Source organism: Planktothricoides raciborskii GIHE-MW2, assembly GCF_040564635.1.
GTDB classification, from domain to species: domain Bacteria; phylum Cyanobacteriota; class Cyanobacteriia; order Cyanobacteriales; family Laspinemataceae; genus Planktothricoides; species Planktothricoides raciborskii.
Window position 1 is genome coordinate 7,181,899 of record NZ_CP159837.1, and the last position, 23,692, is coordinate 7,205,590.

18 protein-coding genes are annotated in these 23,692 nt (G+C 42.9%); 6 read left to right on the forward strand and 12 right to left on the reverse strand.

Annotation, left to right across the window (positions count from 1 at the left end):
• Positions 1 to 86 precede the first annotated feature (86 nt).
• From recQ to ABWT76_RS30500, 3 genes are all read left to right on the forward strand, one after another.
• Complete coding sequence (recQ, locus tag ABWT76_RS30490) at positions 87 to 2,279, forward strand: DNA helicase RecQ (RefSeq protein ID WP_054467075.1); 2,193 nt, start codon at positions 87 to 89, stop codon at positions 2,277 to 2,279.
• Positions 2,280 to 2,439: 160 nt separating this feature from the next.
• Positions 2,440 to 3,390 carry a Uma2 family endonuclease gene (locus ABWT76_RS30495; RefSeq protein WP_082348899.1) on the forward strand — a complete coding sequence of 317 codons (951 nt, stop codon included), beginning with the start codon at positions 2,440 to 2,442 and terminating at the stop codon, positions 3,388 to 3,390.
• A 145-nt stretch (positions 3,391 to 3,535) separates the two neighbouring features.
• Positions 3,536 to 5,545: a long-chain fatty acid--CoA ligase gene (locus tag ABWT76_RS30500; protein ID WP_369817740.1), complete on the forward strand. Its 2,010-nt coding sequence runs from the start codon at positions 3,536 to 3,538 to the stop codon at positions 5,543 to 5,545.
• Positions 5,546 to 6,058: 513 nt separating this feature from the next.
• On the opposite strand, the gene ABWT76_RS30505 is transcribed toward ABWT76_RS30500, so the two are convergent.
• From ABWT76_RS30505 to ABWT76_RS30540, 8 genes are all read right to left on the reverse strand, one after another.
• Complete coding sequence (locus ABWT76_RS30505) at positions 6,059 to 6,634, reverse strand: Uma2 family endonuclease (protein WP_054467028.1); 576 nt, start codon at positions 6,632 to 6,634, stop codon at positions 6,059 to 6,061.
• 120 nt (positions 6,635 to 6,754) lie between these two features.
• The gene (locus tag ABWT76_RS30510) at positions 6,755 to 7,039 is read right to left on the reverse strand and encodes a hypothetical protein (protein WP_190878138.1); all 285 of its coding nucleotides are present in this window, start codon (positions 7,037 to 7,039) and stop codon (positions 6,755 to 6,757) included.
• A gap of 109 nt (positions 7,040 to 7,148) precedes the next feature.
• Positions 7,149 to 7,556, reverse strand: coding sequence for a hypothetical protein (locus ABWT76_RS30515; RefSeq protein WP_354635428.1), 408 nt, complete (start codon positions 7,554 to 7,556; stop codon positions 7,149 to 7,151).
• 45 nt (positions 7,557 to 7,601) lie between these two features.
• Positions 7,602 to 7,844 carry a YgiT-type zinc finger protein gene (locus ABWT76_RS30520; RefSeq protein WP_190878140.1) on the reverse strand — a complete coding sequence of 81 codons (243 nt, stop codon included), beginning with the start codon at positions 7,842 to 7,844 and terminating at the stop codon, positions 7,602 to 7,604.
• 19 nt (positions 7,845 to 7,863) lie between these two features.
• Positions 7,864 to 11,844 (reverse strand): Eco57I restriction-modification methylase domain-containing protein, encoded by a 3,981-nt coding sequence (locus tag ABWT76_RS30525; RefSeq protein ID WP_354635429.1) that lies wholly within the window; start codon positions 11,842 to 11,844, stop codon positions 7,864 to 7,866.
• A gap of 227 nt (positions 11,845 to 12,071) precedes the next feature.
• Positions 12,072 to 12,230 (reverse strand): DUF3368 domain-containing protein, encoded by a 159-nt coding sequence (locus ABWT76_RS30530; RefSeq protein WP_190878144.1) that lies wholly within the window; start codon positions 12,228 to 12,230, stop codon positions 12,072 to 12,074.
• 54 nt (positions 12,231 to 12,284) lie between these two features.
• Positions 12,285 to 12,488: a hypothetical protein gene (locus ABWT76_RS30535; protein WP_054467024.1), complete on the reverse strand. Its 204-nt coding sequence runs from the start codon at positions 12,486 to 12,488 to the stop codon at positions 12,285 to 12,287.
• A 25-nt stretch (positions 12,489 to 12,513) separates the two neighbouring features.
• Positions 12,514 to 12,741 (reverse strand): UPF0175 family protein, encoded by a 228-nt coding sequence (locus ABWT76_RS30540; RefSeq protein WP_354635431.1) that lies wholly within the window; start codon positions 12,739 to 12,741, stop codon positions 12,514 to 12,516.
• 183 nt (positions 12,742 to 12,924) lie between these two features.
• Here ABWT76_RS30540 and ABWT76_RS30545 point away from each other — a divergent pair, with 183 nt between their 5' ends.
• Both ABWT76_RS30545 and ABWT76_RS30550 read left to right on the forward strand, forming a co-directional pair.
• Entirely contained in the window at positions 12,925 to 13,245 is a 321-nt protein-coding gene (locus tag ABWT76_RS30545) for a hypothetical protein (protein ID WP_054467023.1), read from the forward strand.
• 77 nt (positions 13,246 to 13,322) lie between these two features.
• Entirely contained in the window at positions 13,323 to 13,889 is a 567-nt protein-coding gene (locus ABWT76_RS30550) for a Shedu immune nuclease family protein (protein WP_354635432.1), read from the forward strand.
• A gap of 339 nt (positions 13,890 to 14,228) precedes the next feature.
• On the opposite strand, the gene ABWT76_RS30555 is transcribed toward ABWT76_RS30550, so the two are convergent.
• Entirely contained in the window at positions 14,229 to 14,378 is a 150-nt protein-coding gene (locus ABWT76_RS30555; protein WP_354635433.1) for a hypothetical protein, read from the reverse strand.
• A gap of 65 nt (positions 14,379 to 14,443) precedes the next feature.
• Here ABWT76_RS30555 and ABWT76_RS30560 point away from each other — a divergent pair, with 65 nt between their 5' ends.
• Entirely contained in the window at positions 14,444 to 16,003 is a 1,560-nt protein-coding gene (locus ABWT76_RS30560; protein WP_054467021.1) for a WD40 repeat domain-containing protein, read from the forward strand.
• Between the two features lie 206 nt (positions 16,004 to 16,209).
• Here ABWT76_RS30560 and ABWT76_RS30565 read toward each other — a convergent pair whose 3' ends face one another.
• From ABWT76_RS30565 to ABWT76_RS30575, 3 genes are all read right to left on the reverse strand, one after another.
• Positions 16,210 to 17,019, reverse strand: a complete 810-nt coding sequence (locus ABWT76_RS30565) for a TPM domain-containing protein (RefSeq protein ID WP_054467072.1) — start codon at positions 17,017 to 17,019, stop codon at positions 16,210 to 16,212.
• Between the two features lie 592 nt (positions 17,020 to 17,611).
• Entirely contained in the window at positions 17,612 to 17,992 is a 381-nt protein-coding gene (locus ABWT76_RS30570) for a DUF1823 family protein (RefSeq protein WP_054467020.1), read from the reverse strand.
• 173 nt (positions 17,993 to 18,165) lie between these two features.
• Positions 18,166 to 23,211, reverse strand: a complete 5,046-nt coding sequence (locus ABWT76_RS30575) for an NACHT domain-containing protein (protein ID WP_354635434.1) — start codon at positions 23,209 to 23,211, stop codon at positions 18,166 to 18,168.
• Positions 23,212 to 23,692 lie beyond the last annotated feature (481 nt).

Consider the following 23,692-nt stretch of genomic DNA (forward strand, 5'->3'; position numbering starts at 1 on the left):
TTTATATGAATTTGATCAAATCAGATCCTTAAGAGTTGACTAACAACATAAAATAACGAGAGATGTTTACCCCACAAAAGCAAACAATGTTAGGGAGTAGTCCTCCACCCACAACCGCCCAAGTGCAACTGAACAAAGCCTTAAAACATTTTTTTGGCTATGATACTTTTCGCCCCGGACAGCAGCAAATTATTGAAGCGGCGCTACAAAATCGGGATTTATTAATTGTGATGCCCACGGGGGGCGGAAAATCCCTCTGTTTTCAACTGCCTGCATTGCTGAAACGCGGGGTGACGGTGGTGGTTTCACCCTTAATTGCTTTGATGCAAGACCAGGTGGAAGCTTTGCGGAATAATGGCATTGGGGCGACTTTTCTCAACAGCACTTTATCGCCCCAAGAGATGCGATCGCGGGAAATGGCGATTATCAATGGCAAGGTGAAGCTGCTTTATGTCGCCCCAGAACGGTTATTATCCGATCGCTTTTTACCCTTTTTAGACTTACTCCACTATCAAATCGGCATTCACTCTTTTGCCATTGATGAAGCGCATTGTGTATCAGAATGGGGGCATGATTTTCGCCCGGAATATCGCCAGTTAAAACTATTGCGCGATCGCTATCCCGATATTCCCATGATGGCGCTCACTGCCACCGCCACCGACCGGGTACGACAAGATATTATCCAACAACTTGCCCTGAAACAAGTCCTGGTTCATCTAGCGAGTTTTAACCGACCCAATCTTTACTATGAAGTCCGACAAAAAGGCCACAATTCCTATGGCGAACTTCTGCAACTAATCCGCCAAAGTAAAGGTTCTTCTATTGTCTATTGTCTGAGTCGCAAAAAAGTTGATGAACTAGGGTTTAGACTACAACAAGACGGGATTGCCGCTTTACCCTATCATGCCGGAATGCGCGATGAAGACCGCACCAACAATCAAACCCGGTTTATTCGCGATGACGTGCAAGTAATTGTCGCCACCATTGCTTTTGGCATGGGAATTAATAAGCCAGATGTGCGCTTAGTGGTGCATTATGACCTGCCGAAAAATATCGAAGGTTACTATCAAGAATCTGGACGGGCAGGACGAGATGGGGAAGAAGCTAAATGTATCTTATTTTTTAGTTATGGTGATTTAAAAACAATCGATTTTATTATCGAGCAAAAGAACGATATCGAAGAACAAAAAATCGCTCGTCAACAGCTTCGCCAAATTATTAACTATGCCGAAGGCACCGACTGTCGGCGGACAATTTTGCAAGGATATTTTGGCGAAAAATATCCGGGAAATTGTCTAAATTGTGATAATTGCTGCAATCCTCAACCGACGGAAGATTGGACAATTGAAGCCCAAAAGTTTCTCTCTTGTGTGGCGCGGTGCCAAGAACGCTTTGGCATGATTTATATTATTGATGTTTTGCGGGGTTCTAAGCAAAAAAGAGTTCTCCAAAATCGTCACGATCGATTATCCACTTATGGCATTGGCATGGATAAAACAGCGGAAGAATGGAAGCTATTAGGGCGATCGCTCATTCATCAAGGGTTAGTGACAGAAACCACCGATGGCTATCCGGTGTTAAAACTAAATGATGCCAGTTGGGAAGTATTGCGAAAACAGCGTTCAGTTCACATCGTCATACCGAAAAAATCTGTCAATGTTCTGACCTCTGCTTCTAATAAAAAAGTTGAATTTGAAACGTTATTTGAAATGTTACGGGGTTTACGCAAACAAATCGCTGATGAACAAGGGATACCCCCTTATATGGTATTTGCGGATTCCACTTTGCGTTTAATGGCACAAATGCGGCCCCAAACCTTAGCCGCTTTGCGAGATACTCCCGGAGTGGTCGAGTATAAAGTCGCCCAATATGGCGATCGCTTTATCTCCGTGATTATGTCCTATATTCAAACCCAAATTAACACCCAAAATACCGCCAGAAAATCCCCAAAAACTACGGTATCGGGTAGACCCACCGCTACCCAAATTCATACATTACAATTATATCAAAATGGGTTAACTATCGCCGAAATTGCCGCAATTAGAAATATTAAAACCAGCACAGTTGCCAGTCATTTAGCTGATTTAATTGAACTGAATCAACCCATTGATATTAATCAACTTGTCCCCCCAGAACGACAAGCCGCCATTTGTCAAGCATTGCAGGTAGTAGGCGATCGAGCTTTAACCCCAATTCGGGATTATTTAGGGGAAAGTTATTCCTATGATGAAATTTGCCTCGTTCGTGGTTGGTGGCGACAACAAAATCCCGAATTTTGACCCGATTTATAGGGCAAAGCATTTCGCTAATAAATTTGGTGTTTTCATCAATATGCTTAAAGGGCGAAGCATTTCGGTACTAAATCTCGGATTTTAGCCCACAAATATCTGCCGAAATGCTTCGGCCCTACAATAGTTTAATAAATTGGAGATGAAACTCATGCCTGTGGAACTGACTCTGGAACAACAAGAATCTCAAACTGTCCAAACTGCCGAAGTCCACAATGTCGAAGTCCAGAACGCCGAAGTCCAGAACGCCGAAGACCACAATGCGGAATCCGAAGAGTGGACTCCAACACCTCCCCCTACTGATTTAATCTTTGACGACGGAGAACCCTTGGAAAGTAATCGCCATCGCATCGCCATGAATGCCCTCATTGAAGCTGTCACCCTAGCTTATGAAGGACGAGAAGATTATTTTGCTGGTGGAAATATGTTCATTTATTACAGCAGCAAACAAGCCCGAAATCGAGATTTTAAAGGCCCTGATGTGTTTATTACCTTAAATGTGGATGGGACAAAAGAACGTCAAGGTTGGGTGGTTTGGGAAGAAGAAGGACGCTATCCCGATGTGATTATCGAGTTGATGTCCCCTTCTACTGCGGCTGAGGATTTGGGCAATAAGAAAAAGCTCTACGAGCAAACTTTTAAAACGGGGCATTATTTTGTCTATGACCCCTTTGCTCCCGAATCTTTACAGGGTTGGAAACTAGGCGAAAATTTCCGTTATGAAGCGATCGCCCCTGACGATCGCGGCTGGCTGTGGTGTTCTAGTTTAGGACTATGGTTGGGTCATTGGTCTGGCACGATCTTACGGGAGACGGCGACTTGGTTGCGCTTTTATGACGAGGCGGGAAATTTAGTTAAATTATCCTTTGAGTTAGCGCAACAAGAGCGAGAAATTGCTCAACAAGAGCGAGAAATTGCTCAACAGGAAAAAGACCGGGCCGATCGCGCTGAATCGGATCTCCAGCAAGAACAACTGGAGAAACAACAAGAAAAAGAACGGGCTGATCGCGCTGAAGCTGCTTTAGCCGCAGAACGCGAACAAAAACAAAAATTACGCGATCGCCTACAAGCACTGGGCATTGACCCGGATCAACTGGTTTAAGCAATTTAAAGGAAGGCGATCGCACCTTTGGGAGCCAGCATTTTAGCCCACCAAAATGTGGCTCCCTCTCCCATTGCTTCAGTAAGTCCTAATTCAGATCGCCTAAGATAGCCTCTATGAGATACCTACGATCAAATAAATGTCCATGAATGCTTCTTTTTCTTCAGAACTCCGCGATCGCGACCAAGCTTACGTGCAAGCAGCCAGCGATTATGCCAATGTCCAATCCCTGCCCGAAGTGTGGGAAAAGGCGCGATCGCGCTTTGGCAAGACCTTAGCCCTTTGGGATCCCCACGCCACCCCTCCGGTGCAAGTCACCTACAGCGAACTGGTCGCACAAATTCAACAATTTGCCGCAGGAATTCAAGCCCTAGGACTGCCACCGATTAGCAACAAGATCCCGCCGCGAGTGGCTTTATTTGCCAACGACAGCCCCCGATGGATCGTCGCCGACCAAGGGTTAATCTATGCCGGTGCTGCTGATGTGGTGCGCGGCAGTGACGCCGACCGGGAAGAATTGCTGTATATCCTGCAAAATAGCGGCAGTCATGGTCTGGTAGTCGAAAACCTGAATCTGTTAGAAAAATTGGGCTCTGGCTTAGACGATCTGCCCTTGCAGTGGGTCGTATTGCTTTCTGATGAAGATCCACCGACGGCGATTATCGATCAACCAGAATCGTTAATGGTTTTTTCTTACGATGAAGTGATGGCCAAAGGCAAAAATCGCCCCCTAGAACCCGCGATCCTCAAACGGGATATGTTGGCCACTTTACTCTATACTTCCGGCACTACGGGCAAACCCAAGGGAGTGATGCTGACTCATGGCAACCTGCTGCATCAAATCAATACCTTGGTCAGCATTATTCAGCCACAACCAGGCGATCGCATTTTGGGGATATTACCCACTTGGCATTCCCTGGGACGGGCTGCCGAATATTTTGTCCTGTCCCAAGGTTGCACCATTGTTTACACCAGCATTCGCCACATCAAGCGCGATTTTGCCAAATATCAACCTAAATTTATGATTGCCGTTCCCCGGTTATGGGAATCAATTTACGAAGGAGTACAAAAGCAATTCCGGGAACAACCGGAAAATAAGCAAAAACTCGTTAATACTTTCCTGAGTATTTCCGAACGCTATATTTTAGCCCGTCGCACGTGGGAAGGTTTACGTTTAGATACCCACAACCCTTCATCAATGGAGCGATCGCTTGCTGCCCTGCAAATGGTTCTCTGTTGGCCGATCCATAAACTTGCCACCAAACTGGTTTATGAAAAAGTCCGGGAAGCTACGGGGGGTCACCTTAAATATGTCATCAGTGGGGGCGGTTCCCTAGCCATGCACTTAGAAACCTTTTTTGAAATTGTCGGCTTAGAAGTGCTGGTGGGCTATGGTTTAACGGAAACATCCCCGGTACTCACCGCCCGTCGTTATTGGCGCAACTTACGGGGTTCTGCCGGTCTGCCCATTCCCGAAACAGAAATCAAAATCGTCGATCCTGAAACCAGACAAGGGCTACCCGTGGGCGATCGCGGCTTAGTCCTAGCCCGTGGCCCCCAAGTCATGCAAGGCTATTTTAACAATCCCGAAGCCACCGGCAAAGCCATTGACGCCGAAGGCTGGTTTGACACTGGGGACTTGGGCTTAATCACCACCGAAGGTCATCTCGTCCTCACCGGACGGGCAAAAGATACCATTGTGCTGACCAATGGGGAAAACATTGAACCCCAACCCATTGAAGACGCTTGTATCCGCAGCCCGTATATTGACCAAATGATGCTAGTCGGACAAGACCAAAAATATCTCGGCGCCTTAATTGTCCCCAACTTTGAGGCATTAGAACAATGGGCCGCCAGCCAAAACTTACAATTGCGTCTGCCGTCAACGGTGAAAACCTTCTCACCCAAGGCACCCAGCAACTCTGAGCCAGAAATCACCTTAGATAACCCAGTGGTGCAGGAATTATTCCGCCAAGAACTCAATCGCGAAGTGAAAAATCGGCCCGGATATCGTCCTGATGACCGGATCGGGGTTTTCCGCTTAATTACTGAGCCATTTTCCCTGGAAAACGGTCTAATGACTCAAACCCTGAAAATTAAACGTCCCGTGGTGAGCGATCGCTATCGCAAGCTGATTTCGGAAATGTTTACTTAATATTGTTGTTAATTGTTGTTAGTTATTAGTTGTTTGTTGTTGGTTATTGCAATGTTTTCACAACCAATAACAAACAACCAACAACTAATAACCAAGTTATACCAATTTCAAAAATTATTGCTACAATTTCGAGGTTAATTTGAGCGCTTTGCAAAGCGCCCCTCGCAATGCTTGCATCTTTAATTATAAATGGTATTATTTTATGTCTTTTTACCATCCGTTGCCAATATAATCACCAAAAATAATCTCATCCGTTGCCAATTTAATTTACTGGGCAAGTTGATCTCTAATATTCATAGATCGCTGGTTTTTTAATGTGATTAAATTCTAGGTTTTATTCTCGAATATCGCAATTTTATCATCGGTTAAGCCGTTTGATACAAAATGGCATCAATGAGGCGATCGCACTCCAATTATTTTATTTACCCCAAACCAACGCCAAGAACTCAGAGAAATGACTTCTGCGGTAGTTCAATATTATTCCCCAGAACAGCCGGAGATATTTGTGAAAAATTACCCAATATTTCCGGCTGCCAAAATTTGCTCTACGGTTAAAGTTAACTCTGGGAAAATTTGAGAGACAATTTCCTGGTTTCCCGTGAAAACCGTTTCCTCATATAATCCTTCATCCAATCGCAATACAGAAACTTGATTTAAAATTGGGTCTACAATCCAATATTCGGGAATTTCCGCTGCCGCATATTCCGATCGCTTATATCGATAATCTCGCTGTACCGATTCGGGACTGACCACTTCTACTACTAACAAAGGTGGGGTTTGAAAAACAGCAGATTTATCCAGCAATTCGATCGCCTGTTCCTGCAAGACCACGCAAACATCAGTTAACCGAGACTTCCGCCACCCAGTTCTCACTCCTGTTTCTTTAAAACACAGCCAAGGTAAATTCATGCGAGAAATTTCAGCTTTAAATATATCGCGAATCATATCGGAAATTAGCAAATGTCTAATCGTTGGCGGATTCATTAGCTCTAGCCTCCCATCAACCAATTCATAACGGCGATCGCTCCCATCATCATAATTGAGATATTCCTCAAAAGTATATAATTTGGTTGTGATTATGGATGTCATAGTTATCCTCTGATTTAATTAGTGATTAATATTATAGCTTAATTGCTTGGGCAACCCAGACTTACCCCCGGTTAAATTTTTATGGGCGATCGCATTCCAATTATTGACCACCCTAATTATCTATCTGCTAACAACATCTTTTAACGCTTCATCAATTACTTGTTCGCTAACTCCCCGACGCTTCAAACTGGCAATCAACGCGGTGACTGTTTCGCTTTCAAATCGCTCTAAATCTTGACGCAATCCCTGACCAATATAAGCGCGAATCAATGGCTGATAATCAGAAAAACCCAACAATGGGGCAATCCGCTTGAGGTCTTCCACCACATCTTCAGGAATATTAATCGTCAAGCTAGTCATGGGACGATTTCTTTTTAAGCGTTTTTTTAACTGCTCAATTTTCATAGATTTCTCTCTCCTAACGAGTTGCTTTACGCGCTGAAATAATCCGAATTGTATTATCCTTCGGTATCAGTGTTTATTGAGCCATCATGGGGCAGTTTTTAGCTATATTTTAGGCTTTATTCTGAATCATATTCTCTTGTTTGAGTTGTTCAACATAATCTGCCATTCCAGCTTCCGCAAGTTCTCTATCTTCTTGGGCAAATTCTTGATAGAGGTGGGCAAATTGATGCAGATCGAGTGATTTTTGAGAGAATCGACTGCGAAATTTGATAATTTCGATAAATTCGGCAATTTGCTGCAATTGTTCATCGTTAAATTGCTCGATTTCTTGTTTGATCTTATCTTTAGTTGCTTGTATTTCGGGGTTCCTAACATTACGATCATTGCGATCGCTATCTGCTATTTCAGGAATCAATATAATCGCCTCAACCTGCTGGTTTATATTCGTGATTAACGGCTGGTCTAGGGTGAGGTGTCCTCGCTCATCAATTTTGCCCATAACTTTGATTGCTTTCATAAAATATCCTCAGAAATTACTTGACGAAATTGTGATCCGACCCGATTAAGCAGATTCTAAATGCGTTACCGGAATTTGTTCGGTTCTTTCTGGGGATTTTTCTCCGGTTGCCACCTGATGAACCGTATGGATAATGTTAGCTGAATAATAACGATTACCGCAGTTGTCGCAGACTCCGATGGTTACATTCTCCAAAATCACAAACCCATCTCGATGCTTAAATGCTTCATGCTTGACCGTGCGAGGTTGAACTGTCCCTTCGCAATATTCACATCTGTATCCGTACATATTCTTATAGTTTAAGTGATTAGTGGGTCTCTGACTTCCCCTCTACAATAGCAATTTCCTTATCGGTTAAGCCATAGAGTTGATAGACAATGGCATCGATTAAGCGATCGCACCGCATCAGTTGAGTTTTAATTGGCAGTAAGATATCTAAGCTGGCTTGATATTCTTTGGCCAAAGTTTGCTGGTCTTTGCGGGCTACCGGGTCGATGTTAATTTTCTTTTTATTTTTCTTCAAGATTTCGATGAATTCATCAAAGCTGAGATGAAGTTCTTCTTTGTAATAGTCTCTTAAGTAGTTTTGAATTTTTGATTTGTTGGTGAGGTTGTCAATGGGGTAACCGATGAAGCGTTCTAGCCATTGCAAGAAACCTTTAATTTCCGCTTGTTTTTGTTTGTTCAGTTCTAGCATTTGTTCCGCTAGATAAGCTAACAGATCGTGAATCACATCCGCTTCTTCTGGCTGTTGGTTGAGGTGATGGTTGACTTGGGTTAAAAGTGGGTCAAGTTGGCCATTTTTTTGATATTGCTGGTAGAGGTTAATCGTATTTTCCAGGGCTTGTTGTCGGCGATCGCTTGGAGTGGTAAAGTTGATTTTACGGATGGGAATTGTTTTTAATTGCGGCGCTTGAAATTGGAAATATCCTCCACTCATAACCAGACTACCAAAATAAATATCATAAACAAACGCAATTAAGTGACTATTTAAAATAGCAGATAAGTAACCAAGTGAATAATCGGATTTATAAGCAAAATTAGTGTTAGCTGAAGCATACTCACCGAGTAAATCACAAAATACTTCTGGATATTTGGAAATTTTTGAAAAAATAATTTTAGGATTTTTGTATTGGCTTTTACGTTTCGCAGATATTACAGAATTACTCATATCTAAATATGGAGTTAAAATTTTAACTCTTTGATGAGTTAATGTTTCTATTCCCCAGGTAATAGTCCACCTGTCAATTAAACCAGTATTGATAAACTTGATACAATGTTCATTTTTACGATCCACTAAAGCTTGAGAATAAGCGTCCGCTTCTGCGGCTGTACTGGAGGCATTAACAACAGCAATTTGCTCAAGTTTGACTGATTGACTTTCAATCTTTAATGCCAATTCCAAAAAATTGGAAATGAGAAAACCCCAAATACAATCGGGTAATTTGCTTAAATAACTACTCCGTTGGTGAACAATACTTGTTGCTTTAAAATTGGATGCCATTGATTCAATGATAATTTCATACTCTTGATTTGGTGTGCTAGATTGGAACATAGAAACAACTGGATATATTGATGGATCGGCAAAGATCGGCAAATAAGATACATTCAGTAATCTTAAAAAATGTTTATGATTAATAATATATTCTCTAAAAGCTTGGGCATAAGGCGCTGACAAAAATTTATTAGGTATAATCATTCCTGAAATGCCATTTTTCTTGACTAAATTAATTCCTTTTTCTACGAATATAATATAGATATCATAAGCTCCAGCAGCAGACTTAAATTGATTTTTCCAATACGGCTTTTCAAAAACAGAAAGATTTTGATTTAGCTGAATAGCATTTATATAAGGAGGATTACCCACTACGGCATCAAACCCGGCATTTTCATGCCAACTGGCATTTTCCAAATCAATAAACACCTCTGGAAATTCTAAATCCCAATGAAAAAACCGTTTTTCCTCACTAATTTTTTGCGCTTCCTGATAAACCGTTTTATCTGGTTTCTTCATCTTTTCAGGATTAGCCGTAATTGCATCAGTTCCATAGACCCGCAAAAACTTATCCGCTTCCTTCACCCCAAAAAACTGAGACACATAAATATCTAACAAACGCTTATAAGGTTTTGCTGCCTCATCGAAAGACCGAAATAACCGTTCGCTTTGCTCAACTTCCGCAAAGGTCGCATCACTTAAAACACTCACCCCGCGCATAATTTCCGCCGCTGTCAATAAACCCACAAACGGCCCGGTTAATAAATTGAACTGACCGCTTTCTTCCTGCATCATCTTCGCTTCTGCTTCTCTCGCTGTTGTGCCAATCAGCGAATTTCCACAGCGCAAATGATGGTCTAAAAAACTCAAAGGTGCGCCAATAGTAAACGAATGTAACCATAAGCTAACTTTCGCCAACTCGACTGCCATTGGGTTTAAATCCACCCCATAAATACAGCGTTTCATTACCACCCGTTGTAACAGTTGAGTGGGTTCTAGTCGATCGGGATTAATAGTAATGCTTTGCTGCGCTAAATTATTTAAGATACTTTCACGAGTTTGATCCAGCATTTCTAACACTGGATTATGTTCGGGATATTCGCTTAAAATCGTGCTTAACTCATCGGTCAAATAATCCACCGCTTCCACTAAAAAGTGACCGCTACCCATTGCCGGATCGCAGACTTTGATATCCAGTAACGTGCTTTGGGCTTCTCGTTCTAAGCGTTGTAAATCTTTTTGCAATCCCCTGAGACTTTGCTGCCCTAACCGCTGATCTTTTAAGCGATCGCGCAATTGGGCTATTTGCCCCATCAATCCCTCAAACCGTTCTTTTCGCTGTTGCAAAATCGGCTTAATCGTGTGGCTGACAATATACTTCACAATATATTCTGGAGTATAATAAGACCCGGTGGCTTTTCGTTCTCCTTTGTCATTTTCTAAATAAACTTTTACTCCTTCTCCCCCCTTAGAAAAGGGGGGCTGGGGGGGATCGATCGCGATCCGATATTCCAACAAACCCTCATAAATAGACCCCAGTTGCCGCACTCCCAAAAAACTATAATCGATTGGCTGTCCTTCAAATCGCGCCAAGCGATCTAAAACTGGGGCTAGTACCGCATCCGCTATTTTAAATTGAGATAAAAAATGATTTGCCCGGTGTTCGCTACTATCTTCTGGCTGATAAAAATCAAAGTGAAATAAACCGCCATTATAGCGAGGAACTCCTAACCCGGAATCGCCGCGATCGACAATTTGAAATAAACTCAAGAGGCGATCGTACATTGCCGTAGAAGTTTGGCTCAATTTTTTCTGAGTATCTATACTTTGAGCAACTTCTTGGGTTAACTGAATTAAACTATAATCCCGATAATCCCCGTCAATGGGTAACAGATTTCTCGCTTCCGCATAAAGCAAAAATAACAACTTATAAAGAAAGGATAAAGTTGCCTCATAAACCTTGTCCGCTTCCACCGCTTTTTTCTGTCGGGAAGCATTCGCCACAAAACCCCCCGCTAAATCAGGAAATAGGCGATCGAACACCAAAGCTTTTAACTCATTTCCGACTCTGGTCGCATAAGTCGTACTGCCTTCGCGGACTCGTTCTAAAAAATTGCGTCCTTGAGAATCTTTAACAAATGCTTCCTGGCGAAAAAATAGCCAAAAATATTTAAACTGATCTAATTTATTAACCCGATCTGGGGCAGCGTTTTCCAGTAGTTCTACCAAATCCACTGGATAAAATTCTGTAGCGGTTGAAGATGCTTGGCGATAATATAGCCGCCATTCTCGACCATTGGTTAAAATCCCCCAATCCACCCCGGTTCCGGTGAGATAATTAGTAATCTGAAACGAGGGGTTTTCATTCTTATAAATATCTCGGTTATCGTTAGCCGAAACTTTGCTTAAAGGACGTTCCCAATATTTCGCCTCGGCGATCGCCTTCACCCTGGGATAAAAAGCTGTTTCATCATTTTGTAGCGCAAAAGCAGCATCGCGATCGCTCTCATTATCAAATAAAGCATAATCGGGACGTTGTGTGCGACCTTTACCGCGAGTTTTCACCTGAGTAATATAACTAAATCCCAAAATTTCCAACGCGGGTTTAATAAAAATTTCCTCAGTTTGGGCTTCGCTGAGGCTGGGCAGTAAATCTTTTTTCGATAAATAAAGGCTATTCAACTGGTTAAACCCCACCGCTACATTTTCCGCCCATTCTGGACAGTCTTGGAGACGGTGATCTAAATAATGTTGTGAAAATAGCGGTTTGTTGGGTTTTTGTTGATTTGCCATGATTTCATCCCAGAATATTTTAGATCCATGTTTATTTTATAACCACAAAGACACAAAGAACACCAAGTTTACTTTTCTTTATGTTTTTTTTATGTTTTCTGGGTCTGAAGTGATTTTTTTCTGCACTACCAAAGTTAGGCGATCGCCCCCTATATTTTCCTCTCCGCACCTAGGGGCGATATTGCCTCCGCAACCAGGTGCGATCGCTCACAATTGTAACAGATTTATTATTCTTCTACCAACTTCAAAGCTTCTACTTTCAAATCCTCATTGAGATAAAATCCATTAACTTGTAATTCATCCAGAAGCGGCTTGAGAAATGGAATTAGTCCAGCTTGTTTTGCTTTAACTAAAACTCCCACAGTGCCAATAATAGAAATACCCAAATTTTTAGCGACAAATCGGGCTTGTCGGTCATCCAGACTAATCTGGAATCCTCGTTAATAAGCCAGAGCGATCGCCTCAGCTTCCCCCTCATCAACCAGCATTTTTATCGCTCCCACCATCCCCAAATCTGATGGTTTTTCTACCTGAAGCCAAGGCAGGGAAATACCAAAGCTTGTACAGCTTGGGGAATTATAATTTTCTGAAAAAGCACCGGAAGCAAATCTAGATAGCCAATCCTTTCTAGCCCAATTAAACAAGTGCTATCGGTAATCACTACTGAATTCATAACCCAACTTCCTCGCGTAATTCTTCGGGAGAATAGGCAAATACGGGAACGCGATATTTGCCTAAAATTTCTATAAAACTTCGCTTAGAATAACCAGCTAACTTGGCGGCTTTTCCCAGGGAAACTTTACCCACCTCATATAGTTTGATCGCTAAAAGTAGTTTGGCTTCATCCTCAGATAAGCCCGGTGGTAGATTCACTTTTAACTCGATTGTATTCATCATAATAGTCTGTCTCTAATGATTTAAAAAGAATCTGGATTTGATATCTATCGTAATTATAGCTTATGGATCGCCCTGACCGCACCTCCAAACCCCAAGCAGGGGCGATATTGCCTCCGCAACCAGGAGCGATCGCACCCAAATATCTGCTAAAATAAAAACAAATTCCCGACAATAGCAAAAAATATGGAAACAAAAACTACCCAAAATACCGTAGAAATTCATCCCAGTGTTCTAGCGGGTTTAGATGTCTTATCCCCAGAAGAAAAAGAACGGGTTTTAAACGCGATCGCCTCCCTGGAAACCTTCTCCCTAGAACAACCCTTGACAGCGAACATTCAGAAATTCACTCCAGCCGATCAGCCTCCCTTTTATCTGCTTCACGCAACTCCCAGCTACCGAGCAATCTTTGTTGTCACCGATGGCATAGTAGAAATTATTGACCTGTTTCTCAAAGAAAGATTAGAATGGTTTGCCCAACCAACTAATAAATTATCAACAATCTAGCCAAAATGAAACAATTTTTAAAATTTCATTTCAATCCAATTCTATGCCATCAACAGCTTGATGAGTTCCGCTACCTCATGCAAAGTCGTGAATTTTTATCCGAATTTGACGATATTCTGCCATTTTTTAAACAACGGCATCAGTTATCCGCCTTAGTGGGTTCTTACCATGCGAAAATTATTCGACCGGATAGAATTGCCTTTGAATACGATATATTTGGAGATTTAAAGATCGATTTAGTGGTGGGATATTCGGTGACAAATGCTTATTGTTTCATAGAATTCGAGGATGCCACTGCCAACAGTATTTTTGTCTCTAAAGCCGGTAAAAGCACTCCAGAATGGTCGCCCCGATTCGAGCGCGGATTTAATCAAATCGTCGATTGGTTTTGGAAGCTAAACGATTTTGAAAAAACCGATGATTTTGAAAATCGATTTAATAGCCGGTCTATTGACTACACCGGATTACTGATTATCGGCAGAAATGAGCATTTGGAACGTCGAGAAAAAAAGAGGTTGCAATGGCGTCAAAAAAACTTAGTTGTGAATTATCGACATATCACCTGTATTACCTTTGATGAGTTATACCAAACTTTATTACGTCGTCTTGTTCAATATCAATTCGTTAGTCAGGAAGATAATTAAGCTGACTGTTGGAGGTGCGTTAGCGATCGCCCCCTATCTTTTCCTCTCCGCAACCAGGGGCGATCGCCTTTTTAACCAGTTCCGTCACTACCTCTGGATTATTAGTTTTAAAGATAATTTAAAGATAATTTATGTCATCCTCTCACCGCTTCATGCTTTTCTGTTTCAGGATATCAGGATGAAATAATCTAACATACAATCTAACATACAATCTAACATACAATCTAACATAAAATCTAAGATACAATCTAAGATACAATCTTAGATACAATCTTAGATATAATCTTAGATACAGGGAATGATTCTACAAAAAAAGAGGAATCACCGCAGCGATTGTCCCTAAACAGGGATAGTGGACTCGCTACTAAGGATGCGACCAGGGATGCGACCAGGGATGCGACCAGGGATGCGACCAGGGATGCGATCAGGGACAAATACAGGATTCGACTTTTTTTCTGGGCGATCGCGCTGACGGTCGGCAGATTTCACGAAGAACTAATGGATCGACGGGAATAATCTTTGTACAATTTTGGGAAAATCTACAGCAGCGACCAATGGACTGGACTACCTCTCTGAAATCTCAACAGGTTGATTTTATTGCTAGACTCAATCACGATCCGACCACATTACTGCATTGTCCAATCCCAGGGGTACATAGCGAGGTAGTGGCGATCGCGGATGAGAGATTAAAAAAAATTTGGGCATTTTGTCGAAAAACCCTGGTGGAATCAACTCTGCCTTCGGTTGCCCCATCCATGTCAGTCCGTCAAATGTTGGGGGAACAATTGCCATTAGAATTAGCCATTGAAGCGATCGCCATCATTCTCGCTGAAAAAGTAACCAAAGTTGACCCCAAAGAACGGCAAAGCATCAAGCGATCTCTCAACTTTTGTTTAAAAGATACCACGGGTAAAACCCAGGCAATTTTTGGCATCCAAGTCAAAGTTGCCCAAGACATCCCCCAACAAGCCCAATGGCAGATTAACCTTGAAGAAATCAACCAAAATGTCGTGGTTATCTGCGTACTACTGCCCAAAGATGTTAAAACCTCTGACACGGAACATCGCCCCATCTTAGTCGGGTTTCTGCCCACAGAACCGATCAAAACTGCTCAAGAGTCTGCAACTTTAAAATTACCCGACTTACTTTATATGGGAGGATTAGTCAGCTATTTAGAAAGCCTGAAAACGGAGTTCACCTCCGAGTTCACCTCCCAGCCATCGACTGCTGACCCAGAGAATTCCGGTGAGTGGCTGCGTCCCCTGACCAGTGGTTCCAGTTATGTGTATCCTTTAGCGGTTAGTGCCGATGGTGAAACGATCGCCAGTAGCAGTTATGACGGCAGCATCAAACTTTGGCGGATCGGCGATCGCCAGCTTTTAAACGCCTTGGGGGGTCAGCCCTGGTCATCCTATCCCAGCACTGGCAATGCAGCGGCGAAAATTGCCAATTCTAATTCTGAAAGCAACACCGATGAGTCCCAAGTCGGAATCGGTAAATTAATCCGTTCTCTCCCCGGTCATAGCAGTGGAGTCAGCGCCTTAGCCATCAGTCCCGACGGTGAGATTCTCGCCAGTGGTGATTACAATGGCATGATTGCTTTATGGAATCTCGCCACCGGAGAACTGCTGCGGAAATTTTCCGGTCATTCCGGCACCATCAAGCCCATGATCGTCAGTCCTGATAATCGCTTACTGGCGACTGGCAGCACGGACAAAATCCTCAAAGTGTGGAACATCGAAACCGGGATTATGATTAGGAGTTTTTCTCTGTCCGATCCACCCGTGGCGATCGCCATCAGTCCTGACGGTCAGATGATTGCCAGTGGTTCTAGTGAAGGGACTATAAACATAATGGATCTCTCCAGCGGGGAGTTGAAACATCAACTCACAGGTCATGCGGGCTTAGTTGATTCTTTATTAATAAGTGCAGATGGCCAAACCCTCGGCAGTAGCAGCACCGAAAAAACCATCAAATTATGGAATTTGCAAAGCGGCGAATTACTCAACATTCTCACAGGTTACGCGAACCCCATGATGGCCTTGACCGTCAAACCAGATGGTCAGACCTTAGAGTTCACCATTACCCATCGCCAGCAACCCGGATGGCATTAGCAAATTTAGGGGAAAAAGTAGGGGCGAACGGCCGTTCGCCCCTACAAGCGGACAAAAAAATAAAATCCTGGTAGAAACATGGCATCAAAAGTTTCTATCAGGAGCAAAAAAATCGTTAGAAACCGGGGTTCTCTAAGAAATGTCTGCCACTCCACAGCCCTCTACATAGAAACCCGGTTTCTGTGCAAATTTTTGTTTGATCAAAACTAGATTTCTGGTGCGGAAGAAGACCGGGACACCACTGGAGTGAGGAAAGCGACTAAAGCGGCGACTCCGAAAGCGAGGACATTGCGTAACAGTGGCAACCATTCAGGGGTGCGAGTCACCACCGGGCCAATGCCAAACGCTACAAACAAAATTCCCCACAACGGGGAAAACATTAACGCCCATTGCCAGGAAAACACTTGTCCGGGTTTTCTAGGATGACCGGCAAATCCCATCACCAAGCCGCCTAATGCGGAGCAAACCATCGTCAAGATCCACTGTTCGCGGGGTAGTCCGGGCACCACTTTACAGCCTCCCTGACGCAGGCAAGTTTCTACGGAATGCAGAGATTGGATGATCGATTGGTCTTCGCCATTATCACGGACAAAAAACTGATTCCCGTAACGAGTTTGCAATTCAATCCAAAAGGTTCTGGGTAAAAGCGGATATAAATCATCGCCGACATTAAACGCCAACAAGTTGCCTCCACGAGGATCGGCAATTAGCAGAACACTTTTATCATCTAAGCCCCAAAATTGTTTAACTGCTCGTCCAGGGGTGCGATCGTATTGAGTTAAAACCCGGAGTTTCCAGCCGGTTTCCGCTTCAAAGTTTTCTAGTTCTTGGGCGAGATTTTCTTCTTGAACGCTGGTGAGAGATTTGGCTAAATCGATGATTGGGGTAGGTTGATCTGGGAGTAATTCGGGATTATCGTAGGCGATCGCATTATGCGGAAACAGCCCCCAAGTGGAGATAGCCAGGAAAAAGGCGGCCAAAGAGATCAAAAGTTTTCGCGGAAATAACTGTTGCATTTGCATCGGTGTCAGTTCAATATCTTTCAAAGGGGCTAAAAATGGATATGGAGTTGTCATACAGTCAAACAATTCTTAAATTTAGAGTCGGCAATCGGTTATTTTTTAACCGGATTTCTTAGAAAAACCGGGCTGCTGTAATCAACCGATTTTCCGGCGGTGAATAGCTGTGCGATCGCCTGTCACCAAGAACAGGCAAGCACTCTTGTTTTCCTTAAACCTAGTTGGGTCAATCGTGCCATTACCCCTCCTAGACCTCTAAATATTAATCTTTGTTTACAATTGTTTACGTTACTTTAATATATTCACTCATCTACCATCCCGTCAATCTATACCGGCAGATTTTTTTCAAGTCATTTATTGTTAATTATTGGTTATTGTTAACTATTGGTTATTGGTTTGGTTATTGGTGATTATTTATTGGTTGTTGGTTATTTGACAGAAATCTCCCTAACCCATAACCAACAACCAAGAACCCCCCCAACCCCCCTTCGACCGCCACCGGCTAGGGGGGCAACAACCACCAAAGAATCCCTACCCAAAGAATCCCCAACCAACCAATAACCAATAACCAACAACCACCAGCCACCGATCAATTTTCGGCAGAATTGGTGATCTCCATTTCCATATAACTGAGCAACCAATTTGCCATCGTCGCCCGACGAGTCAAACGCGGCACCAATTCACCGACTTTATAACCGGCAAAACCCAACTTTTCCTTGAGTAACTGCTTATTTTCTGGGGGAATAGAGCGGGTCAACTTCACCGTAGCGGGTCGGCTGGCGATAAAATCAGGGGGTTCTGGATATTCTTGCCAGGTCGGATCCACGCTACTGGCGTCCCACTGACTCGTCTCTTCATCATATCGATAACCCAGATAGTGCCAGACCAAGCGGTTAACCGTGCGATCGTCCAGCTTGTCGTTGAGAATATCCCAAACCGTATCTGTATTCAATGGTGGTAAATCAGACATGATAGATCAATAATTTCATCTAATTTTATCTAGGGGCAAATCTAGGGGCAAACAACCGTTTCCCCCAGCTATATTTTAGCTTAAATATTGCTAATATTGCTATCGTTTTTAACGGTTTTTAGGGAGCAAAAACGCTATCAAATTCCTTCCGTTGACCGTCAGCCGCCACCTAGTCACATCCAGCCTAGATGTTTATGGATGTTGATGGATGTTGATGGATGTTTATGGACAGACTCACAGATTTTGGCATCATTGGGACTAACATTATGGCTATATTTCAGATAATCACTGACCCAATCACAAGTCATCGAAGTCAGACTATCTAAATTCAAATTCCACAACATAATTTTATGATCGTCACTTCCAGACACAATACTTTGACCATCAGGGGAAAAACTTACATCAATTACCCCAGAAGTATGGCCATGTAAACTTTTAATCAGAGTGCCATCCTGAATATTCCACAATTTTATGGTGCTGTCCCAACTGGCTGAGGCTAAAGTTTTGCCATCGGGGGAAAAACTCACACTTTCGACGCTATCGCTGTACCCTTGCAAGAGAGTTTTTTTGAAGCAGCCATGGCGATGCCAGAGTTTGACGGTGTTGTCCCAACTGGCAGAGGCGATGAGTTCACCGTTAGGAGAGAATCTCACACTGGTGACATAAGAGCGATGGCCATCATCTCCGGCTAAAGTATTCAGCAGCTTACCGTCTTGGCTCCAAATTTTCACGGTTTGGTCATCACTGCCAGAGACGATTAACTCACCGTCGGGAGAAACATCCACACTATTCACCCGATCGCTGTGCCCGACCAGGGTTCTGACTAAGGTGCCATCGGTGCGCCAAATCTTGATCGTGCGATCGCGGCTGCCAGAGACAATCATCCGTCCATCCTTAGAAAAAGTCACACTGGTGACGCGATCGCTATGTCCGACAAATGTTTTCAGCAAATGCCCATCATCAACCCGCCAGAGATTAATGGTATTATCCGAACTGCCGGAAATCAGGAAATTGCCATCGGGGGAAAAGCCCAAACTGGTAATGTGATCGCCATGTCCGATTAAAGTCCTCAACAACGTGCCATCTTGCCGCCAAATTTTCACCGTATTGTCTCGACTACCGGATGCAATCAATTGACCATTAGGGGAGAAACGAACCGCCGTGACGCGATCGCCATGAGCCACCCAAGAAGGATGAAGAAACACACCAACCAAACTCCAAAGACGCACAGTTTTATCAAAACTTGCCGTGGCAATCACTTGAGCATCCGGAGAAAAACTCACCGTAGTCACCCGACCGCTATGTCCAGTAAATTCTTTGAATAATTGCCCATCTAAATGCCAAACTTTGACCAAACTATCGTGACCCGCCGTAGCCAACATTTGCCCCTGTATTTTTGCTGTATTCCCTGGGGAAAAAGACTCTGAATCCTCAGTCATTCTCGGTAGAACCCTGGATGAATTCCCCATTACTTTCTCCTCTTTCTGGCTCGATGTTCCAGAGGAAGGGGACTGATTGAAAACACTGGAAAAACTGATACTATAAATTCCCCCATCATGGGCTTGCCATTCTTGAGTGGGACGAGAATTCCATTCCTTATAGTCATTATTCCAGTCCCATCGCTGAATTTTTCCGGTGATATCTCCAGAAATAATTGTTTGACCATCGGCGGTAAAACCAACCACGGTCAGGGCTGATTTATGACTTAAATTGGCAACTATTTCCCCATCATAATTCCAAATTTTCAAAGTTTTATCATCGGACACCGAAGCCAGCCAATTATTCCGGGGACTAAAGCTGACCCAGTCCACCGAACCCTGATGACCGGAGAAAGTTTGTAATAACCTACCATCACTGACTTGCCATAATTTAATTGTGCCATCATTACTCGTCGTGGCAATGTGATCGCCTGTGGAATTAAAACTTAAACTATAAACACTATCCGTATGACCTTTTAAGGTCAAGATTAACTTCCCGGTTTCTATATTCCACAATTTGACAGTGCAATCGCGAGACGCCGAAGCGATTTCTTTTCCTGATGGCGAAAAACTCACAAAAGTCACATTATTTTCATGGCCTAATGCCGAATGCTGATCTGTCGGAATAGTTTTATACAAACTTCCATTGCGTCGCCAAATTTTCAGATTTTTATCATTGCCTGCTGAAGCTATAAATTGACCGTCTGGGCTAAAATTTACACTCCATACTTCGGCACCATGCCCATCAATTCTATTTTTTTCTTTTACATTATAAATAGCTTGTTGCAAGGCCGTTATCACCCGCAGCTTCGTCTCTGGAGTTGGGCTAGAAATTTCCTGAAGTTTTTTCCAAGCTCTTAAGCCTTCAATTAGGGCATCAAAATCTCGCTTGGACACAAATAGGGCTTCACTGGATGCCGCAATCGCTGAAATTTGTAAATTTTGTTTCCGCGATTCCGCTTGCAGCCAAAGTCTGGCATACAAGCCTGATAAAACGGCTAAAAAAACTGAGATTAAAACCGTTAATTGGAAAAAATTTTTTAATTTCATATGACTTTTTTCTAGTTGACTTTGCGTCTTTTTTAATTCCACTTTTAGCCCAAAATTTTTATCGTAAGCATCCCGAATATACTGCACCAGGTAATCGTGAATCAATTGATAGCGATCGCCTGGGGCTTCTCGATGCAAAACCACTAAACCAGACTGCACTAAAATTTCTAAGACAACATCTAACTGACTGGCTTGAGAACCCAAAAAAACGGCTAATTCCGACTTCATTCTTAAAGGACGATTTCCCCGATCTTGGGTTAACTGATACAAGACTTTCCAAGCGGCAGCCTGATTTTCTGCCCCACAATCTTTAATCGATTGATGCAGAAAATGTTCCATCAATATTTGCTGGGGATTGGCTCCCAATTGCTGATATTGAGAAAGGGTGTTAATTTTCTGGTAATCTTGCTCATCTTCTTGGAGTTGATTGCAGAGTAATTGCAGAGAAATCGGTCTAACTCTGCCTTTTTCATTGGCCAAATCATTCACCAAAGCATTAATTAAAGCTGGTTCTAAATAAAACTGACTTTCCTTGGTTAACGTATCGATGACATTTTTAGCATCATCCATAGTAAAATCATCTAAATAATATATAATATTTTTATTCAAAATATCTTTATTAATTACTTCTAGATTTTCTAATAAATCTATGTCTAATAAATAATGTAAACAATCTTGCCGCAAAGATAAAATTACTTTAGTGAAGGGAATATCTAAACAAGCTTGCAGAAACTCATAAAAGTATTGACGTTCCGATGGTTGTTTCAGAACAAAGAAAAATTCTTCAAATTGATCGAAGATTAAAATAGTGACTAAATTGCGATCGGCATTTTGGCGGAGCTTATCCAAAATCCAGTCAGCAATTAAAGAGATTTCCGAGTTTTGAGCCTGGGTTACAGGTAAATTCAGATGCAAACGATTGGCTAAAGTTCTCGCCCAATCCGTATAAGTTCTTAAAACGATGGGTAAAGTAAGGCGATCGCCCATTGGTTGCTGATGTAAAGCCGGGACTAACCCGGCATTAATCAGAGAAGACTTGCCAACCCCTGACTCCCCATAAATCACCATCAGCTTTTGGTCTGGTCGAGCCATTCGGGATAACAAATTATGAATATCTTGTTCGCGACCTAATGCGGAGATGCGTGGCGACTTTCCCAAAGCTACCAGTTCTGATTCTGGGGAAACAACCACCGACTCTGCGGGTAACTGACTAGCGCCAATGAACGGGCGAAACCGATATTGATGCTCAATATCCCGTTGTTGTTTTTTCAGCATAAAAGCTTGCTGATATTCTCTTTGGTTATAGTAGAGCGATCGCAACTCTTTTAAAATCTGAATATAAAGCCTAGGGTCATCCTCTGGGGCGATTCCATTCAGGGCTAACTTCAAATAACTAATCGCTTCCACAGACTGACCCAAGTGACTTAAAGCACGAGCCAACAGCAACAAATATAAACTCTGATGCTGTCGCATCGGCAATGGAGAACCAGCCACCGTAGTCAGGGCTTGCTGGGCAAGGCTTTTCGCCTGTTCCCACTGTTGTTTTTGCGTCGCCACCTCCGCTAAAAAGCCATAATTTTGGGCTAACTGCACTGGATTCTCACTTTGGTGATGCCGAGTTAGGCACCTTTGGGCAAACGCCGCCAAATCATCCCAGGCTTGTAACCGTCGCAACACTTCCCCTAAAAGCGGCACAAACTTGGCCACTAAATCTCGGCGTCCAGCATCTTGAAACACTTGCAAACATGCTTCCAGCCGAAGTCGCGCTTTTTGCCAATGAGTCATATAGCTGCTGGCTTGGTCGAGTTCAGCCCGCCGCCAATAACACAAACCCATATACAGCAGCAAAACACCCAGCCTTTCTTGCCCAGATTCGCCGATGGCGGTCGTCCTCTGGCTGCGAGTTTGCCAAAAACTAAAACTTTGCTCGTAATGGGCTAACGCTGAGTCAACTCGGGAAAGGGCATGATCGTATCGGCCGGTGACAAAATGTTGGATCGCCGCCAATTGTGGATCTGGGGCGATCTGAGGGAAACGTTGCAAATCGTGGATCGCGGATTCGAGTTGCTCCCGCGTTCCTTGCACCGTAGAAGCTGGGGGCAAAACAGGTAAATCGTGAATCACTTTTGGTGAGGCGATCGCCCACTCTTCCAAACGCGCTTGTCCATCCAACACCCGTGCCAACAACGCCGCATCTTGATCAAACCAAAGCTGAATTAACTCATCACTGCTGGCTTCAAACTTAATTGAAGCCGCCGCCCAACTCTTGAAATCCGGCGCCCATCTAATCAATTTTTGCAACAACTTTTCTGTCATCCATAAGACTAAAGGAAAAGGGCAGTTCTTGCGAAATTCATCCCGAACTTGATTGCTTGACTGAAATAATTGATCGATCGCCACCACCGAATCTAACCCAAAAATCATCAGACCAATGGGGGGGTTCTGAAGTTGATTGATCCGATGAATAATTGTGCTATAAAGGGTTTTTACCTGACAATCCAGTTTAATTTCTAGCCAGCTTGCGGAATCAATTTTCGAGTTAGGTAACAACTGATGCAAATCCTGTACCATGCGCTCTTGTACACTCGTATAATTGCAGCGCACTAAAATTAATGAAAATTCCCCTTGAGATAGGGAAATCGCTCTGGCCAAGGTATGCAAAGCTCGTTGGTTTTGAGTAGAAACAGTCATAAGCTCAGGGTAATTCATCTTCTCAGCGTCATGGGATTAAATTTCCTGTTATAGTTAAACCGATTTTTTTAATAGCGATCGGATGTCATAACAGCAATTACTAAAAGCAGCAAATAAATAACTTACAAATAAATAAATTATTTATTTATTTATTTATATTTGTAAAAAATATTTTTGTTAAATGGGTTGACCAGAATTAGGTTTATCTTCCCAATTCAATAAGCTGGAAATTTTTTTGAAACTGCCCCTAAAATCTAGGCAATTTCGGAATGTGACCATCAATGATCCTCCGAAGTGACCCCTTGTGTACTTGACTACTCTACCATCATAGACTAATGCTCAATTAGTCTACTGGTCTGCGGACTGGCGAACATTCGCAGTGTCTTAGCAATTGCTCTATGAATGGGCAAAAGATTTTGGGTAACAAATTTTGTTACTGTTTATGAGTAACAAAGTTACTCAATGTTCAAATTTCGTTTTT

Coding starts and splice junctions, on each gene's coding strand:
- recQ (WP_054467075.1), top strand. CDS start 87: ATGTTAGGGAGTAGTCCTCCACCCACAACCGCCCAAGTGCAACTGAAC.
- ABWT76_RS30495 (WP_082348899.1), top strand. CDS start 2,440: ATGCCTGTGGAACTGACTCTGGAACAACAAGAATCTCAAACTGTCCAA.
- ABWT76_RS30500 (WP_369817740.1), top strand. CDS start 3,536: ATGAATGCTTCTTTTTCTTCAGAACTCCGCGATCGCGACCAAGCTTAC.
- ABWT76_RS30505 (WP_054467028.1), bottom strand. CDS start 6,634: ATGACATCCATAATCACAACCAAATTATATACTTTTGAGGAATATCTC.
- ABWT76_RS30510 (WP_190878138.1), bottom strand. CDS start 7,039: ATGAAAATTGAGCAGTTAAAAAAACGCTTAAAAAGAAATCGTCCCATG.
- ABWT76_RS30515 (WP_354635428.1), bottom strand. CDS start 7,556: ATGAAAGCAATCAAAGTTATGGGCAAAATTGATGAGCGAGGACACCTC.
- ABWT76_RS30520 (WP_190878140.1), bottom strand. CDS start 7,844: ATGTACGGATACAGATGTGAATATTGCGAAGGGACAGTTCAACCTCGC.
- ABWT76_RS30525 (WP_354635429.1), bottom strand. CDS start 11,844: ATGGCAAATCAACAAAAACCCAACAAACCGCTATTTTCACAACATTAT.
- ABWT76_RS30540 (WP_354635431.1), bottom strand. CDS start 12,741: ATGATGAATACAATCGAGTTAAAAGTGAATCTACCACCGGGCTTATCT.
- ABWT76_RS30545 (WP_054467023.1), top strand. CDS start 12,925: ATGGAAACAAAAACTACCCAAAATACCGTAGAAATTCATCCCAGTGTT.
- ABWT76_RS30550 (WP_354635432.1), top strand. CDS start 13,323: ATGCAAAGTCGTGAATTTTTATCCGAATTTGACGATATTCTGCCATTT.
- ABWT76_RS30560 (WP_054467021.1), top strand. CDS start 14,444: ATGGACTGGACTACCTCTCTGAAATCTCAACAGGTTGATTTTATTGCT.
- ABWT76_RS30565 (WP_054467072.1), bottom strand. CDS start 17,019: ATGCAACAGTTATTTCCGCGAAAACTTTTGATCTCTTTGGCCGCCTTT.
- ABWT76_RS30570 (WP_054467020.1), bottom strand. CDS start 17,992: ATGTCTGATTTACCACCATTGAATACAGATACGGTTTGGGATATTCTC.
- ABWT76_RS30575 (WP_354635434.1), bottom strand. CDS start 23,211: ATGACTGTTTCTACTCAAAACCAACGAGCTTTGCATACCTTGGCCAGA.